This window comes from Sphingobium abikonense NBRC 16140, from assembly GCF_001598335.1.
Lineage (GTDB): Bacteria > Pseudomonadota > Alphaproteobacteria > Sphingomonadales > Sphingomonadaceae > Sphingobium > Sphingobium abikonense.
This window is the reverse complement of sequence record NZ_BCYT01000001.1, coordinates 380,127-394,768: the sequence shown is the minus strand read 5'-3', so window position 1 is coordinate 394,768 and position 14,642 is coordinate 380,127. Positions and strand designations below refer to the sequence as shown.

The following is a 14,642-nucleotide window of genomic DNA, read 5'->3' as shown; positions in this document are numbered from 1 at the left end:
GAAAAAGGAGAGGATGATGAGCGTGGAACTGGAACGGAAGGTCGGGGAATTTTGCGATGCCTGGGGCGACGGCAGCGATGCCAGCAGGCCCGATGTCGAGAAGATCCTGTCGATGATGGCGGAGGACGCCGAATGGCAGCTCTGGGTTCCCGGCGGTCCCGTGGTGAAGGGCAAGACGGCATTGCGCGCTGAGATCGAGCGGCAAATGGCCTTCGCCACGAACAACAAGTGCAATGAGGTGAACATCCTCTCCAACGACCGGATGGTGATGCAGGAGCGGTCGGATACCGCCATCATCATGGGACGGCCCTGTCCGCACCAGATGGTCGCCATCTATGAGTTTGACGACGCCGGGCTGATTTCGCGTTGGCGCGAATATCTCGATATGGCTGACCTCACGCGCAAGATGGGCATTGACGAAGCCGCGGCAGGCGGGACGGAAGTGCCGGTCTGATCGCGTCAGGTGCGGAACAGGGCGATCAGGACCAGGCAGGTCAGGATCGCCCAGCTCTGGAATCCCCAGAGCAGCCAGCGCGGCGCGTGCCGCAACTCCATGAACTCGCGGCCGACGAGCAGAACTTTCGTGAAGGCGATGACGAGGATCACGGAGCGAAGCAGAAAGGCATTGCCCAACGCCATCGTTTCGAATGACAGAAAGGTTGCGGCGATCAGCATCGCCCAGACCCATGTGATGCGGCTACGCCAGATCATGGCCATGAAACAGCTTTCCTAGAGCAGGTAGAGGAGCGCGAAGAGGATGATCCAGAGCAGGTCCACCAGATGCCAGAAGGCGCCGCTTCCCTCGATCAGGGCGACGCCCCCCTGCCTCCGGCCGGCCCGGTCGAAGCGCGACAAGGTGAAGCACAGCACGCCTAGCCCGATCAGCACATGCACCAGATGGATGCCGGTAAACATATAATAATAAATCGAAAAACTGTTGCTGTTGAGCGTGAAGCCTTGCGCGATCTTGGCCGAATATTCGAACGCCTTGACGATGACGAAGCCGCTGCCGAGCAGGATCGCGCCTAGCAGCAACCGGCGCGCCCTGTCGTCGCCCCGGCGGACCGCCGCGACGGCCTGCGCGACGAACAGGCTGCTGGTCAGCAGCAGCAGCGTGTTGAGCAGGCCAAGGCGCCGGTCGAGCAGCGCCTGCGCACTTTCGAATAGCGCCAGTTCCTGCTGCCGGGCGAGCGCATAGGTGACGAAGAAGACGGCAAAGACGATGAGGTCGCCGCCGATGAACACCCATACGCCTTCCTCGCCCGGCACATGGCCGCGCGGAGACGAGGCAACCGCTTGCGACGCCGCCATTATTCGCCACCCAGCGCGTCGCGCTTGATCGCGCCGAGCATGGCGACAATCATAAGGTTGAACCAGATGCCGAACACGACCGCAGGCAGCCAGAAGGCCAGGGCGCCATTCCACGCGAAGGGACCGGTCTTGAACAGGCCGATCGCAAGTCCGGGCAGCAGCAGCACGCCGGTCCACAGGTTCATATAGCCCAGCCAGCGCGGCAGGATGGGTTGCGCGCGGCGATCGCCCAGAATGACGAAGCCGGTCAGCAGATTCTGTACGAAGGCAGGTACGGCCGGCATGACGAACAGCAGAAAGGCGATATCGCTCAGCGTGCTGACGACGGCGTCCGGCCGGTCGAGCCGATAGGCGGCCGCCGTGAAGATCAACCCGGCGAAGAATAGGGTGACAAAGCCGAAGGCCACGACCATCACGAAGGCCCAGGTCAAGGGCGCAATCGGCCCTTCGATCTTCTTCATGAAGGTGGCGATCGCGGCGAGGAAGGGGAAAAACAGCACGGAAGAAGAGGCGATCAGGATGGCGCCCGCCAATATGCCGATCTGGTGGCTGCGATAATAGGCTGCGACCTCTGCTGCGGGCATGTACGGGTCGAGCGGCGGGAACATGTGCGCGACCGGCCATATGCCAACGAACATCATCGTCCCGGCTATTGCGCCCATATAGGTACATAGCTTCATCGTCATGCTCTTGGTCGTCATGCGCTCTCCCCCTCCACTTTCTTGTACGAGCGAGATTGTGGAGCGATCGCGCCAGGGCCACCCGCCCATGGATAGGGTTCCTGACGGCGGTTGCGCCTGCACAAGGGCAATAGTCCGCCACGACCGTCGGCGAATTCGGCATAGAAGCATCGGAGAGAGTGATGAGCGATATCGAGGCGAACAAGGCAGTGGCCCACCGCTATATGCGGGCCGTGGAAGAGGGCGATGTCGAGACGATCGAAGCGCTTCAGCATCCCGATTGCCAGTGGTGGATATTGGGTCACGGCGACATGAGCCGGGCCGACTTCATCGCCAGCGTGAAGGGCGGACTGCTGAGCGCGCAGAAGCGCACGGCCGAGGTGATCGCGATCACCGCTGAAGGGGATCGGGTGGCTGTGGAAGTCCGGGGCGAGATGGTCTTTCCGGACCGGGTCTATCGCAACGACTATCATAATCTGCTGATCATCCGGGACGGGCAGATCGTATCCGGCAAGGAATATATGGACACCCGCGCCGTGGCCGAGGCCTTTTCCGCCGGGGAGAGCGGGCAGTGACGACTGCCGCGCCGCTCAACAATTATGACGATGCCGGGGTCGGCCGAATCACCGCCTTTGTCGAGCAACTGACCGGCGGCAAGGTCGTCGGGCTTGAACGCCTCGTCCGCTGGCGCCCGTCCTGGTTCATCGACGTCGAAAGGGAAGGGACGGTCCGCCGCCTGCACCTGCGCGGCGACCGGGGCGGCGACGTATCGATCTTCCCCGACCTCAAGCGCGAGGCGGATGTTATCGCCGTGCTGCACGGCCAGGGGCTTCCGGTGCCGGAGATTTACGGCTATCTCGCCGATCCGCCCTGCATCGTGATGGAGGCGATCGAAGGGACGCGCGATTTCTCGGCGCTCGATGCCGCGACGAAAAGCGCTATCGGCCGCGTTTATATGCAGGCCGTCGCCGCGATGCACCGGTTGCCGGTCGAACCCTTTATGGCCGCTGGCGTGCATCGGCCCGAGGGCGCAGAGGCGATCGCGCTGGTCGGTCTGGATGCCTATATGCCGCATTATCGGCGGACGAAGAGTCGACCCGAGCCGTTGCTGGAATTCGTCATGGGCTGGCTGCGCCGCAATGTACCGCGGCACCGCGATCGCGCCAGCTTCATCCAGTTCGATTCGGGCCAATATCTGGTCGATCAGGGGGCGATGACCAAGCTCTACGATTTCGAATTTTCGATGATCGGCGATCCGCTGGTCGACATCGCCACCATGGGGATGCGCAACAGCTATGAGCCGCTGGGTGCGCCGCTGCCGGAACTGGTCCGCTATTATGAGGAAGCGACGGGCGAGCCGGTCGATCATGACGCGGTGGTTTTCCATGTGCTGCAATTCTCACTGCTCGGCACGATGCAGTTCACAGGGACGGTCGGCAAGCCATCCCCCGGCGATCCGCATTCGGTCTATCTGATGTTCGATCTTGCGCTGCGCCGTTCCATCTTGCTGGCGCTCTCGCACCTGACCGGCGATGCGTTGCCCGAACTGCCGCCGCTGGAACAGCGCACGGGCGACAATGCGCCGCTTCTGGCCAAACTGGTCGATACGCTCGGCGCGTTGCCGGTGACGGGGGAGGCGGCGGAGACGCACAAGGCGCAGGTCGCCGAACTGATCGAATGGGTACAGCGCGCCGACGATCATGGGGCGGACATGGTCGCGCGCAACATCGCCGATGTGTCCGCGCTTCTTGGCCGCCGCTTCGACCGCTGGGCTGACGCCGCCGAGGCGCTGGAAGCGTATATCCTCGAAGCGGGACCGGAGGAGGACGCCGCGCTCATCGCGCTGCTCGCGACCATCGAGGGGCGGCGGCTGCAACTGTTCGGACCCACCGCGCTGGGCGAGGCGGCGCGCCATGTCGTCCTGCCGGCGACGCGCTCCGACTGAAGGGCGGTCGCGCCTCTGCCATTGGACAGGTCAGGCCCCGTCCCTCGTGGCCACATCAATATTGAGGAAAGGAGCAGGATATGAGCGAAAAGATAGTGCTGGTGACAGGCGCGACGCGCGGGCTGGGGCGCGGCATGGCGCGGGGTCTGGCTTCGCGCGGTCATGTGGTGGCGATCACCGGACGCGACCAGGCGCAGCTTGACGCGGTGGTGGAAGAAATCGAACGGTCGGGCGGCAAGGGCATCCCGCTGTTGTGCGATCACCGGGATGATGATGCGGTCGAAAGAGCGTTCGCGCAACTCGCCGAGCGGACGGATGGCAGGCTGGACCTGCTCGTCAACAATGCCGCCGCCGTTTACGGCCTCGACCTGGTCGCGCCGGGCGGCTTCTGGGAAAAGCCGCTCAGGTTGGCGGACATGATCACCATCGGCCTGCGCTCCAGCTATGTCGCGGCCTATCATGCGGCGCCGTTGATGGTGGCGGCGGGCAGGGGGCTGATCGCCAGCATTTCCTTCTATGGCGCGGTATCCTATTTCCACGGGCCGGCTTATGGCGCGGCCAAGGCGGGAACGGACAAGATGACCGCCGACATGGCGGTCGATCTTGCGCCGCACGGCGTATCCGTCGTGTCTTTCTGGCCGGGCTTCATCCTGACCGACGCGGTGAAGGCCATGCCGCCCGACATGATCCCCGAAGACCTGCGCGCCGCCATGCCCCATTGGGAAACGCCGGAATTTTCGGGCCTGGTCCTCGATCGCCTGGCGCAGGATCCGGACCTTGCCGCCCTGTCGGGCCAGGCGCTGATCGGCGCGGAACTGGGGGAGCGGTACGGCATCAGGGATACGGACGGGAAGCAGCCCCTGTCCTATCGGGCGACGATGGGGGCGCCGACGCCTTTCGCGCCGCCCGTCCGGCAGGGCTGAGAGAACGGAAATCAGGAGAGGAAAGGCAAAAGCGATGATCGATGCCGTGCTGGTCGTGCTGACCAAAGCCGTTCCGGGCCGGGAGGCCGATATGGAGGATTGGTACAGCAACATCCATATTCGCGATGCGCTGCGTTTCCGGGGATCGGTCACGGCACAGCGTTTCCGGCTTGCCGGGGAGCAACCCTGTCCGCCCGAAGGCTTCGACTGGCAATATCTCGCCCTCTACGACGTATTCGATCCGGTGCGCTTCAGTCGCGAACATCTGGACAATGCGCTGACGTCGCGGATGCAGGTATCGGACGCCATTGATGACAGCCTGCTCTATGACTTTCATTATTATCCGCTGCTCTTTCAGGACAATGATCCGGACGTCGGGCATTCCGGCGGCGTCATCCTGGAGGAACTGAACCCGCCTGCGGACAGCGACGACCATTTCAGACGATTTTATGCGGAAAACTATTTTCGTGAAGCGGCCGTTCGACCCGGCGTCAAATCGGCTGCTTTCCTGACCTTTCGCACCTTTGGCCAGATGATCCCGATGACGCCCGACCATCGCTATGTCGCGATCTACAGGATCAACGATCCGGCGGCGGCCCTGGAAGCGTGGCGAGGCGCCGACACCCTGCTGGCGACCAACGGCCTGCTCCAGCCTGATGGGATACGCATCACTCAATGGGATCCTGCGACACCCCGCCTTACCAAGGACGATGTCCAGCATCCGACCGCCGTTGGCCTGGCGGAGGAGGAGCGTGCCCGTGCGCATATGGGAGATCGGGTACGCACGGGCGGCGCGGAAAAGCTGGCGATGCGCTGATCCGTCAGGTGATCGGGGGATGGTCGACAATGGCGCGCATCCGGCAATAGGCCGGACGCGCCGTCATCCGCCCGACATAGGCCGCGATGTTCTTATGCCCTTCCACGTCGACGGACATGAACAATCGCGTGGTGGTGAATGGAAAGGTCATCATGATGTCGGCCGCCGTGAACCGGTCGCCCGCCATATAGGGGGCATGCGTCAGCCGGTCGTCGACAAGTTTCAGCAGGCGCGCCGAATGAGCCCGACCTGCGACGCGGGAGGGATGATCCTGCGCGATGCCTGCCCGTTCTGCCATGATCTCCGTCACCAGCGCGGGCATCAGGGAGGATTCGGCGAAATGGAACCAGAAAAGATAGTCAGCATAGTCGGAGTCGCCGGGATTGGCGCGGAGCGCACCGTTCCCCTGCGTCGTGGCGAGATAGTCCATGACCGCCCCGCTTTCGGCGATGCGTTGTCCGTCGGCCTCGATCACTGGCGAAGAACCCAGCGGATGCAAAGCCTTGTAGGCCGGCTCCGCCGCGAGCATTTCCAGCCGCGCAAAGAAGCGAATGTCATAGGGGCACTCCACTTCCTCCATCAACCAGACCGCACGTTCAGAGCGGGACCGGTCGAGTTGAAAGATGGTGACGCTCATAAAGGGCTCTCCGCTTGAGGAGCGCCATAGATGCGCGGCTTATCAATTCCGCCAAACCTATCTTTGTCTAGGTATCGCCGGGCACCTGCCGTGGCAGCGTCCCGCTGCGGCGGAAGCCCGATGGTGCCGCGCCCATGACAGACAGGAGAGAAGATGCCCATGACGGATTTATCGGGACGGGTCGCTATCGTCACCGGATCGGGGGCCAATATCGGGGAGGCCTGCGCACGGGCCCTGGCAAGGGCCGGCGCGACGGTGATCCTGGCGGATATTGCGGCTGAACGGGCGCAAGCCGTCGCCCAGTCTATTCGGGCCTCGGGCGGGCAGGCACATGGGATGGCCCTCGATCTCGCACAGGAGGACAGCATCACGGCGCTGGTCGTAGATGTGATGCGGCAGCATCAGCGCATCGACATCCTCCACAACAATGCCGCCGACACGCGGCTGGAGCAGATGGCGGTCGATGGCTCGCTTCTCGATCTCGACGCCGCGACCTGGGATCGCGCCTTTCATGTCAATGCGCGGGGCACGATGCTGATGATCAAGGCGGTCGCGCCGCACATGATTGCGGGCGGCGGCGGCTCCATCATCAACACCTCGACCGGGGTGGCGCTGACCGGCGACATCAACAATCCGTCCTATTCCGCGTCCAAGGCAGCCGTGAACGCGCTGACCCGCAATGCGGCGGTGCAGTTCGGCCGGTTTAACATCCGGGTCAACGCGGTCGCGCCGGGCCTCGTGCTCTCCCCGCTGGCCCGGGAGATGATGACCCCTGAGCAGATCGCCATGATCCAGCGGCATGTCCTGCTCCCGCGCGAGAGCGTGCCGGAAGATATTGCCGGTGCGGTGCTGTTCCTGGCGTCGGATGGCGCGGCCTTCATCACCGGGCAGGTGATCGGCGTGGATGGCGGGATCGTTCATCATACGCCCTATGTCGCCGATATGCTGGAAGGCATGAGCCGGGCGCACTGAGCAGATAGAGGGCGGGATGGGCATCTTCACGCATATCTGCCTTGGCAGCAACGACTTGGAAAGGTCCGCCCGTTTCTTCGATGCGGTGCTTGCGCCGCTGGGGATCGTCAATCTCGGTCCGTTTCTGGATCAGGGCGTCGGCTATGGGCGACGGGTGCCCGAATTGCTGATCCTGCGCCCGCTTCAGGGCCCGGCGACATGCGGCAATGGTGCGACTTTGGGATTGAAGGCGCCGGATCGCCGCGCGGTCGATGATTTTCATCGCGCTGGTCTGGCTGCGGGCGGCGAGGATGCCGGGCCGCCGGGGCCCCGCGGCGCCGTGCCCCACGCCTATGGCGCCTATCTGCTGGACCCCGACGGCAACAAGATCTGCGCCTATTGTTTCGATCCGCCCTAGGCGGTTAGGTATCGCTGGTTGGCGCTCAGCGTTTGTCACGTGGATAGAAGGAAGCGAAATGGTGGGATCCTTGGTTGGTCGCGTAGCGATCGTGACGGGCGCGGCGCAGGGCATCGGCCTGGAGGTGGCGACCGTGCTGGCCGAGAGGGGGGCGACCGTGATCCTTTCCGACATATTGGCGGATCGGGTGGAGGCGGCGGCGGATTCGTTGCGCGCCAAGAATCTCCGTGCCGAAGCGGAGACGTTCGACCTGACCGACGAGGACAGCGTTTCCGCTGCGGTTGCGCGGATCGCGGGCCGGCACGGGCGGATCGACATACTCCAGAATAATGCCGCCTATCAGACGACCGAGCAGCGCCGGCTCGATCGCGATGTCGTCCATCTCGACACCGGCGCCTGGGACAAGGCCTTTGCCGTCAATGCCCGGGGACCGATGCTGCTGTGCAAACATGCGCTGCCGGTTATGATCGCGGGGGGCGGCGGGTCGCTCATCCATTCCGCGTCCGGTTTCGGCCTGCTGGGGGAAATGACGCTCACGGCCTACGGCGCGTCCAAGGCGGCGCTCATCAACCTCAGCCGCTTCCTTGCGACCCAATATGGCAAGCAGGGCATCCGCTCCAATGTCATCGCCATCGGCTTCGTCCTCAGCGAGACGGCCGTCGAAACGACGCCGCAAGCGGTCAAGGATGTATTGCTCGACCATCATCTCAACCCGGAGCTGGGCAGCCCGCGCGACATCGCCCATGTCGTCGCCTTCCTGGCGTCGGACGAGTCCCGCTTCATCAACGGCGCAATGATCCCGGTGGACGGCGGTTTTACCGCGCATCAGCCCACGATGGTCGATTTTCAGCGACTGTTTACCGCATCGGGGAGCAATCAGTTATAGTCGGTCAGCGCCGTTAAAACAGCGCGTCGACAAGCTTTGCGGTTTCGAGATCCTCATAGGCGGTGGTCAGCCGCAGATGGTTCATGACGTTGATCTCCCAGCCATAATTGACGACGGGGGTCGTCAGCCAGCCGATATAGACGCCCCATATCAGGGTTCGCCGATATTCAGCCCAGGCATCGTCGAAGGCAGGAGGGCGTGCGACGCCTTCCCGCCCCAGGCGATCCAGATAATAGCCCAGAAGATCGCGCTCATGCGCCCGCCGGTCCGCAATGGAAAGGCCGGTGGTCACGATATAGTTGACGTCGTGCATCGCGTAGCCGCGCACCATGAGCTGCCAGTCGAGCAGGCCCGCCGTTCCGTCGGGCAGGCGGTAGCTGTTGCCGAGATGGGTGTCGCCATGCAGCAGCGTCTGAGGCAGGGTCGATTGATGTCGTTGCACCCCCTGCACCCCTGCAAGCAGCCTGTCGGGCGTGGTGCGGAGCCGCTGCACCATTTCCCGTTTGAAATTTTCCGTCTCGACCTCATGCGCGATATAGGCGGGCGCGAGTTCATTCATCATCGTTGCGACCGCGCCTTCGACATGGGTTTCGACCCAGGCCAGATCCGCGCCGAAGCGGGGTGATTCCCAGAAGCGCGCGTGCAGCCGGGCCAGCTGATCCAGCAAGGCCCGCACATCGTCCGGCCCGGTCCGCATGGTGGTATTGGGGAAGGTCGCGCCCCGCACGCCCAGATCTTCGAGCAACAGCCCGAAATGCGTGGTGGAGGCATTGAAGTCGCCACCGAAACAGCGCGGCGCCTCGATCGCGAGTTCCGGCCGAATGCCCCGGTAGAAGGCCACTTCATTGGCGTAGAAGGGGGCCATGATCTCATCGACCGCCCGGGTCAGCTTGAGCACCAGGCGGTTGGGCAGGTCAGGGGCCGTGTCATCGCTATAATCGACCTCGATTGCCACGCGCCCCGCCGTCGACACCATCTGCTCGCCATAGGTTTTGGCGTCGATGATGCGCATGTCGGTGACGGTTGCGCCCGTGCCCGCCGTGGCCAGTAGCTGATTGATATAATCGACGGTGATTCCGTCCGTGGATGTAGGATGTTTCAAGGCCATAAGCATACTCATCGGAGCAGAGGGCTATCAGCTTGCCGGGACTATGACAGTGATGACCCTATCCAATTGCAGGTTCCTTGAACCGTGATGTGGCCAGTCTGATTGAAACGGAGCCTGCGGGCTTTTACAGGAGAGAGCTATGCGTGAAGCTGCGTTGGAATTGCTCAACCGGACGATGGAGGAGCAGTTGAAGCGATCCGAGCATCCCAGCGATTTTCCGGCCCTTCCTCCGATTCCAGCCGGCCGCTACACCGACCCGCGTTTCGAAGCGCTGGAAAAAGAAAGGCTTTGGAATCGCACCTGGCTGCTGGCCGGCATTGCATCCGACCTGCCGGCACCCGGTTCCTACCGCCTGTTCCAGCATCTGGACCGCTCGGTCATTCTCTCCCACGGCAAGGACGGTCGAATCCGGGCCTTTCACAATGCCTGCCGGCACCGCGGTTCCCCGCTTCTGCTTGAGCCACAGGGGCGCGCCATGCGCTTCATCTGCCCCTATCACGCCTGGGGCTACGACCTTGAAGGCACCCTCAAATCGGTTCCCAGCCAGCATGATTTCGCTTGTCTCGACAAGGCGGAAAACGGTCTGATCGAAGTGAAGTGCGATACCTATCGCGGCTTCATCTTCATCAATTTCGATGATGACGCTGAGCCGTTGCAGAATTTCCTGGGAGAATTCGTGGCGCTGACGGAAGGATATCCGCTGGAATGCATGGTGGTGAAGGATCATTTCTTCGTCGAAATGGCGTGCAACTGGAAGATTGCCTATCATAATTTCCTTGAGATCTATCATGTCAACACCGTCCATCCCACGACATTAGCGCCGCATCTGGATTCGCGCAGTTTCGTGATCGCGCTTTATGAAGGCGGTCATATGCGGTTCGGAACGCGGAAGAAGGGCGGGGAGTCGCTGTTCAAGACCCCGCCGGTCAAACCGGACGACATCGCGCCGGTTTTCCTCGAAAATACGGTTGCGCTGCCGACCTTTCCCAACACATTTTTCTCGCTCGATCCGGTGGGATTCAACCTGCAATGCTTCTGGCCGATGGGGTCCGACCGGTCTGTCATGGAAGTGCGCCAGATGGGATGGGCGACCGACAGCGAAGAGGACAAGCTCTACTGGCAGGGGATGCGCGCGGCGACCGAACATATTCTGTCCGAGGATCTGTGCCTGTTCGAAAATATCCAGCAATCGCTGCGCAACGGGACGATCCCTTCGATCTGGGCCGGCTATCAGGAGCGCGCGCTTTACTGGTTCGAGGAAGAAATCGATCGGCGCATCGGGCCGGACCATGTACCGACGGACTTGCGCGTTCAGCCGCGCATCGCGTCCTTCATGGCGCCGCGCAGCGGCTGACCGCGCGCCGAAACGCCGCCATTAAATCGATGCCCCTGCCGCGGTTCGAGCGCGGCAGGGGCATGATCGTCATTCGCCCAGCAATTTCCAGCTGTCCAGGTCCTCGCCCGCAGCGAAGAACCGCTCGTTCATCGGCAGGCCGTTCTGGCCCCAATAGTCCATGTTCGCCACCCAGGCCTGGATGCCGTACATCACCCAGCGCGGCACCTGTTCCGTCCAGATGGTGTCGAGATCGATGACATTGGTCGCGCCTTCCCGGATCAGGCAGTCGCGGTAATGGGCGATCAGGTCGCGATGATTTTGGCGACGCTCCTCGATCGTCAGCGATCCGACGGTGAAATAGGTGAGGTCGCGCCATGGGCGCCCGCGCCGGCCCAGTTGCCAGTCGACCCACATGCGCTCGCCATTGGGCAGGATATAGGTGTTGCCCTGGTGGCAGTCGCCCAGGATGATGCAATAGGGCGCGTCGAAGGCGCGCTCGAAGGCGACCAGCCGGTCATAGGCGCGCTCGACCCTGCGCGCGTCGTCCAGATAATGTCTGGGCGCGATGGCGCGGAAATTGGGGTCTTTCAGATTCTCTTCGATCCAGTGCCACATGATGCGGACCTGGTCATAATCGACCGGCACCGCCATGGATGTCGGCAGCCAGGGCGCCGCTTCGGGCGTGATCAACGGGCTTTCCCACAGGCCCGCATGCAGCTTTGCCAGGTCCGCCAGCGCGGTCGCGACCCTGTCGACGCCGGCATGCTGGGTCGAGTGGCCGAACGTGCCGCCTCGATCGATGAGGTCTTCCAGCACGATGACGCCCCGCGCCGAGCCGTCATCGTCCCAGTCGGCATAATAGCATGTGGCTGTATTGGCTGTGAGTTTGTCCGTCAGGAAATGATAGAAGCGCGCTTCAAGCGCATGGATGTCGACATTGTCGAACATGCCCGACCAGTTCGATTTGATGCACAGATTGCGCGGCAAGCCGCCGGCCCGCCCGGCATCATTCCAGTCCACCGCGACGCGCAACTTGGTGGTGTGGCTGTCGAACAACTGCACGACCTCCATCGATTGCGCGACGACGCCCGGATATTTGTTGGCCAACAATGATCCCAGCCATGCGGCGTCCGGCGTGAAGCGGCCGTGGGGCAGGGACGCGGTGCGGGCGGGATAGGGACGGGGGACAAGATGCCGATCGATGACGGCAGGGGGGGCGATGGCAGGCTCGCTCATGCATTATCCTCTCTCTCTTTTAAGCCGCGCCGCCGCTCTGCGTCTGTGCAGTCATCCGGCACGATCCCGATGCGGAGGCAATTTTGATCGACGGAAGACGAGTCGAGCCTGCCGGGTGGTAGGAGATTGCGGCAGGCGCTATCTTCGCATCGCGCCAAAACAGGCCCGCAATTCCGCGACAAACAGCGCCGGCTGCTCGAAGGCGGCGAAATGGCCGCCGACATCCAGCTCATTCCAGTGAATGAGACGCAGGTAGCTGCGTTCGGCCCAGCGCCGTGATGGACGGAAAATCTCCTGCGCGAAGATGCTGACGCCGACCGGCAGGTCCAATTGACGCGCCTGAAACGCATTGGCGCTTTCCCAATAGAGCCGCGCGGACGACGCGCCGCTGTTGGTGAGCCAGTAGATGCTGATCACGTCCAGCATTTCGTCCCGTGTCAGCGCATTCTCCGGCACGCCCTGATTGTCGGTCCACGCCTGGAACTTCTCGTAGATCCAGGCGGCTTGCGCCACGGGCGAGTCCGCCAGCCCATAGCCGATCGTCTGCGGTCGGGTGCCCTGCAGCTTGGCGTAGCCGGAATCATGCTCCTGATAATATTGCATCCGTTCGACCGTTCTGGCCTCGGCCGGTGTCAGGTCGGCAAAGTCGTTTTCCTCCGGGAATACCAGCGGCATGTTGAGATGGACGCCGATACATTCGGGCGGCGCGGCCATGGCGATGGCGGTTGTGATCGCCGCGCCCCAGTCGCCGCCCTGCGCGGCGAAGCGGTCATAACCGAGGCGGCGCATGAGCTGGATCCAGCTTTGCGCGATCCTCTCGACGCCCCAGCCTGCGGCCGTCGGCTTGTCCGAAAAGCCGTAGCCTGGCAGCGAGGGGATGACGACATGGAAGGCTGGCGCGTCCGGCGCGCCATGGGCGGCGGGATCGGTTAGCGGTCCGAGCACCTTCAGAAACTCCAGCACCGATCCCGGCCAGCCATGGGTCAGGATCAGCGGCAGCGCGTCCGGCCGGGGGCTGCGTACATGGATGAAGTGAATGGAAAGGTCATCGATCGAGGTCGTGAACTGTGGCAGGGCGTTGAGCGTACTTTCACACCGCCGCCAGTCATAGCCGTCTGCCCAATAGGCGCACAGATCACGCAGCGCCGCCAGCGGCACGCCCTGACTCCAGTCGCTGACCGTCTCCGCCTCGGGCCAGCGCGTACGGCGCAACCTGAGGCGCAGATCGTCCAGTGCCGCCTCGGGAACATGGGCGCGGAAGGCCGTGACGGCGTCGGTCATCCGATCATCCTTACGTCAAAATTGCACGCCGAGCGCGGCGACCGTGCCCAAATCCTCGCCCGCCACGAAGATGCGCTCGACGATGTGCATGCCCTTCTGGCCCCATTCGTCCATGTTCGCGATCCACGCCTGCATCGCATAGGGCGGCCAGCGGCGATAATATTCCCATAGCGTGTCGTCGTCCGGGACGCCGAGTGCCCCCGTTTCGATCAGGCAGTTCCGATAGTGGCGCAGCAATTCCCGGTCATGCGCGCGCCGCTCCTCGATCGTGAGCGCCCCCAGCACGAAATAGGTGAAGTCGCGGATCGGCCGACCCTTGCGGACCAGTTGCCAGTCGAGCCACACCCGCTCGCCATCGGGGCGGACATAGCTGTTGCCCTGGTGGCTGTCGCCATGGACTAGGCACCACGGCCCCTGTTCCTTGGTCTGCGCGAAATCGATCAGCGCGTTGTAGACGCCATGCAGGCGCGAGAGATCGCCCTTGATCCAGCCCGGCAGGAAGGCCTGATAGTCCGGCTTGGAATGGTTCTGCTCGGCAAAGCCGTACATCATGGTCAGTTGCTGCGTGTCCACCGGCGTCGCCATGGAGACGGGAAGCCAGTCGGCCGCGTGTAGGACCGGGCTGTCCCAGAAGGCGCCATGGATGCGGGCAAGGCTGGCGACCGCGCGGGCCGCTTCCTCCACGCCCATATGGTCGGTGCTGATGCCGAAATGGCCGCCCTCGACGGTGAGATCCTCCATCACGACCAGGCCCTGACCGCTGTCGGGACGTGGATCCCATGCCTCGAAATAGGAGCGCGGGGCAGGAAATGCGACGTGGCGGCGGAAATCCTCGTAGAAGCGCGCTTCGAGGCGGCAAATGCCCTGGCTGTCGAACTGCGCCCAATTGGCCTTAAGGCAGACATTGTCGGGGATGCCCGCCGCCTTGCCGACATCGTTGAGGGTCAGCTTCACCTGATATTTGGTGGTGTGGCTGTTGCGGAGGAAAACCTGCTCCATCCCCTCGACCACGATGCCGGGATAGCGCGGTTGCATGATCTGCGTCAGCCACTGCGCCGTCACATGGTCCAAATGCGCGGGGATGCCGACCGGATTGGGTATGTTCGACATCGC

At 63.1% G+C, this 14,642-nt stretch carries 17 protein-coding genes; 9 read left to right on the top strand and 8 right to left on the bottom strand.

All coding sequences use genetic code 11. The features are described from left to right. Positions 1-13: 13 nt before the first annotated feature. Positions 14-454 (top strand): nuclear transport factor 2 family protein, encoded by a 441-nt coding sequence (locus SAB01S_RS01830; RefSeq protein ID WP_009823805.1) that lies wholly within the window; start codon positions 14-16, stop codon positions 452-454. A gap of 5 nt (positions 455-459) precedes the next feature. Here the strand turns inward: SAB01S_RS01830 and SAB01S_RS01825 are convergent, their stop codons facing one another. From SAB01S_RS01825 to SAB01S_RS01815, 3 genes are read right to left on the bottom strand one after another with little or no spacing between them, the layout of a single operon-like run. Continuing rightward, positions 460-717, bottom strand: coding sequence for a cytochrome C oxidase subunit IV family protein (locus tag SAB01S_RS01825; protein WP_017183047.1), 258 nt, complete (start codon positions 715-717; stop codon positions 460-462). A gap of 12 nt (positions 718-729) precedes the next feature. Then, the gene (locus SAB01S_RS01820; protein ID WP_062731429.1) at positions 730-1,311 is read right to left on the bottom strand and encodes a cytochrome c oxidase subunit 3; all 582 of its coding nucleotides are present in this window, start codon (positions 1,309-1,311) and stop codon (positions 730-732) included. Next, entirely contained in the window at positions 1,311-2,012 is a 702-nt protein-coding gene (locus SAB01S_RS01815) for a hypothetical protein (RefSeq protein ID WP_062731428.1), read from the bottom strand. Before SAB01S_RS01815 ends, SAB01S_RS01820 begins: the two co-directional genes overlap by 1 nt. 161 nt (positions 2,013-2,173) lie before the next feature. Between SAB01S_RS01815 and SAB01S_RS01810 the strand changes: the two genes are divergently transcribed. From SAB01S_RS01810 to SAB01S_RS01795, 4 genes are all read left to right on the top strand, one after another. Beyond that, positions 2,174-2,566 carry a nuclear transport factor 2 family protein gene (locus SAB01S_RS01810; RefSeq protein ID WP_062731427.1) on the top strand — a complete coding sequence of 131 codons (393 nt, stop codon included), beginning with the start codon at positions 2,174-2,176 and terminating at the stop codon, positions 2,564-2,566. Then, positions 2,563-3,936, top strand: a complete 1,374-nt coding sequence (locus tag SAB01S_RS01805; RefSeq protein ID WP_062731426.1) for a phosphotransferase — start codon at positions 2,563-2,565, stop codon at positions 3,934-3,936. The genes SAB01S_RS01810 and SAB01S_RS01805 overlap by 4 nt, the downstream gene beginning before the upstream one ends. A gap of 80 nt (positions 3,937-4,016) precedes the next feature. Beyond that, a complete protein-coding gene (locus SAB01S_RS01800) occupies positions 4,017-4,859 on the top strand; it encodes a dehydrogenase/reductase SDR family member 1 (RefSeq protein WP_062731425.1) in 843 nt (280 codons plus the stop codon). Between the two features lie 34 nt (positions 4,860-4,893). After that, positions 4,894-5,676, top strand: coding sequence for a hypothetical protein (locus SAB01S_RS01795; protein ID WP_062731424.1), 783 nt, complete (start codon positions 4,894-4,896; stop codon positions 5,674-5,676). 4 nt (positions 5,677-5,680) lie between these two features. Here SAB01S_RS01795 and SAB01S_RS01790 read toward each other — a convergent pair whose 3' ends face one another. Continuing rightward, positions 5,681-6,313, bottom strand: a complete 633-nt coding sequence (locus SAB01S_RS01790) for a glutathione S-transferase family protein (RefSeq protein ID WP_009823797.1) — start codon at positions 6,311-6,313, stop codon at positions 5,681-5,683. A gap of 159 nt (positions 6,314-6,472) precedes the next feature. Here SAB01S_RS01790 and SAB01S_RS01785 point away from each other — a divergent pair, with 159 nt between their 5' ends. Genes SAB01S_RS01785 through SAB01S_RS01775 form a run of 3 tightly spaced genes read left to right on the top strand, consistent with a single transcriptional unit; the run spans position 6,473 to position 8,568 of the window. Continuing rightward, complete coding sequence (locus SAB01S_RS01785; protein WP_228227152.1) at positions 6,473-7,285, top strand: SDR family NAD(P)-dependent oxidoreductase; 813 nt, start codon at positions 6,473-6,475, stop codon at positions 7,283-7,285. A 16-nt stretch (positions 7,286-7,301) separates the two neighbouring features. Next, positions 7,302-7,682 carry a VOC family protein gene (locus SAB01S_RS01780; protein ID WP_062731422.1) on the top strand — a complete coding sequence of 127 codons (381 nt, stop codon included), beginning with the start codon at positions 7,302-7,304 and terminating at the stop codon, positions 7,680-7,682. Positions 7,683-7,740: 58 nt separating this feature from the next. Beyond that, entirely contained in the window at positions 7,741-8,568 is an 828-nt protein-coding gene (locus SAB01S_RS01775; RefSeq protein ID WP_062731421.1) for an SDR family NAD(P)-dependent oxidoreductase, read from the top strand. A 13-nt stretch (positions 8,569-8,581) separates the two neighbouring features. Here the strand turns inward: SAB01S_RS01775 and SAB01S_RS01770 are convergent, their stop codons facing one another. Further along, positions 8,582-9,676 (bottom strand): phosphotransferase, encoded by a 1,095-nt coding sequence (locus SAB01S_RS01770; protein ID WP_062731420.1) that lies wholly within the window; start codon positions 9,674-9,676, stop codon positions 8,582-8,584. 139 nt (positions 9,677-9,815) lie between these two features. On the opposite strand from SAB01S_RS01770, the gene SAB01S_RS01765 reads away from it, so the two are divergent. Next, positions 9,816-11,030: an aromatic ring-hydroxylating oxygenase subunit alpha gene (locus SAB01S_RS01765; RefSeq protein ID WP_062731419.1), complete on the top strand. Its 1,215-nt coding sequence runs from the start codon at positions 9,816-9,818 to the stop codon at positions 11,028-11,030. A gap of 69 nt (positions 11,031-11,099) precedes the next feature. Here the strand turns inward: SAB01S_RS01765 and SAB01S_RS01760 are convergent, their stop codons facing one another. The 3 genes from SAB01S_RS01760 to SAB01S_RS01750 all read right to left on the bottom strand — a co-directional run bounded on the left by SAB01S_RS01760 (position 11,100) and on the right by SAB01S_RS01750 (position 14,639). Further along, positions 11,100-12,248 carry a protein kinase family protein gene (locus tag SAB01S_RS01760; protein WP_062731418.1) on the bottom strand — a complete coding sequence of 383 codons (1,149 nt, stop codon included), beginning with the start codon at positions 12,246-12,248 and terminating at the stop codon, positions 11,100-11,102. 138 nt (positions 12,249-12,386) lie between these two features. Further along, entirely contained in the window at positions 12,387-13,529 is a 1,143-nt protein-coding gene (locus SAB01S_RS01755) for an epoxide hydrolase family protein (protein ID WP_062731417.1), read from the bottom strand. A 15-nt stretch (positions 13,530-13,544) separates the two neighbouring features. After that, the gene (locus SAB01S_RS01750) at positions 13,545-14,639 is read right to left on the bottom strand and encodes a phosphotransferase (protein ID WP_062731416.1); all 1,095 of its coding nucleotides are present in this window, start codon (positions 14,637-14,639) and stop codon (positions 13,545-13,547) included. Positions 14,640-14,642: the final 3 nt, after the last annotated feature.

What these genes read in the sequence shown, in the direction of transcription:
- SAB01S_RS01830 (WP_009823805.1), top strand. Translation starts at nt 14, where the DNA reads ATGATGAGCGTGGAACTGGAACGGAAGGTCGGGGAATTTTGCGATGCC.
- SAB01S_RS01825 (WP_017183047.1), bottom strand. Translation starts at nt 717, where the DNA reads ATGGCCATGATCTGGCGTAGCCGCATCACATGGGTCTGGGCGATGCTG.
- SAB01S_RS01820 (WP_062731429.1), bottom strand. Translation starts at nt 1,311, where the DNA reads ATGGCGGCGTCGCAAGCGGTTGCCTCGTCTCCGCGCGGCCATGTGCCG.
- SAB01S_RS01815 (WP_062731428.1), bottom strand. Translation starts at nt 2,012, where the DNA reads ATGACGACCAAGAGCATGACGATGAAGCTATGTACCTATATGGGCGCA.
- SAB01S_RS01810 (WP_062731427.1), top strand. Translation starts at nt 2,174, where the DNA reads ATGAGCGATATCGAGGCGAACAAGGCAGTGGCCCACCGCTATATGCGG.
- SAB01S_RS01800 (WP_062731425.1), top strand. Translation starts at nt 4,017, where the DNA reads ATGAGCGAAAAGATAGTGCTGGTGACAGGCGCGACGCGCGGGCTGGGG.
- SAB01S_RS01795 (WP_062731424.1), top strand. Translation starts at nt 4,894, where the DNA reads ATGATCGATGCCGTGCTGGTCGTGCTGACCAAAGCCGTTCCGGGCCGG.
- SAB01S_RS01790 (WP_009823797.1), bottom strand. Translation starts at nt 6,313, where the DNA reads ATGAGCGTCACCATCTTTCAACTCGACCGGTCCCGCTCTGAACGTGCG.
- SAB01S_RS01785 (WP_228227152.1), top strand. Translation starts at nt 6,473, where the DNA reads ATGACGGATTTATCGGGACGGGTCGCTATCGTCACCGGATCGGGGGCC.
- SAB01S_RS01780 (WP_062731422.1), top strand. Translation starts at nt 7,302, where the DNA reads ATGGGCATCTTCACGCATATCTGCCTTGGCAGCAACGACTTGGAAAGG.
- SAB01S_RS01775 (WP_062731421.1), top strand. Translation starts at nt 7,741, where the DNA reads ATGGTGGGATCCTTGGTTGGTCGCGTAGCGATCGTGACGGGCGCGGCG.
- SAB01S_RS01770 (WP_062731420.1), bottom strand. Translation starts at nt 9,676, where the DNA reads ATGGCCTTGAAACATCCTACATCCACGGACGGAATCACCGTCGATTAT.
- SAB01S_RS01765 (WP_062731419.1), top strand. Translation starts at nt 9,816, where the DNA reads ATGCGTGAAGCTGCGTTGGAATTGCTCAACCGGACGATGGAGGAGCAG.
- SAB01S_RS01760 (WP_062731418.1), bottom strand. Translation starts at nt 12,248, where the DNA reads ATGAGCGAGCCTGCCATCGCCCCCCCTGCCGTCATCGATCGGCATCTT.
- SAB01S_RS01755 (WP_062731417.1), bottom strand. Translation starts at nt 13,529, where the DNA reads ATGACCGACGCCGTCACGGCCTTCCGCGCCCATGTTCCCGAGGCGGCA.
- SAB01S_RS01750 (WP_062731416.1), bottom strand. Translation starts at nt 14,639, where the DNA reads ATGTCGAACATACCCAATCCGGTCGGCATCCCCGCGCATTTGGACCAT.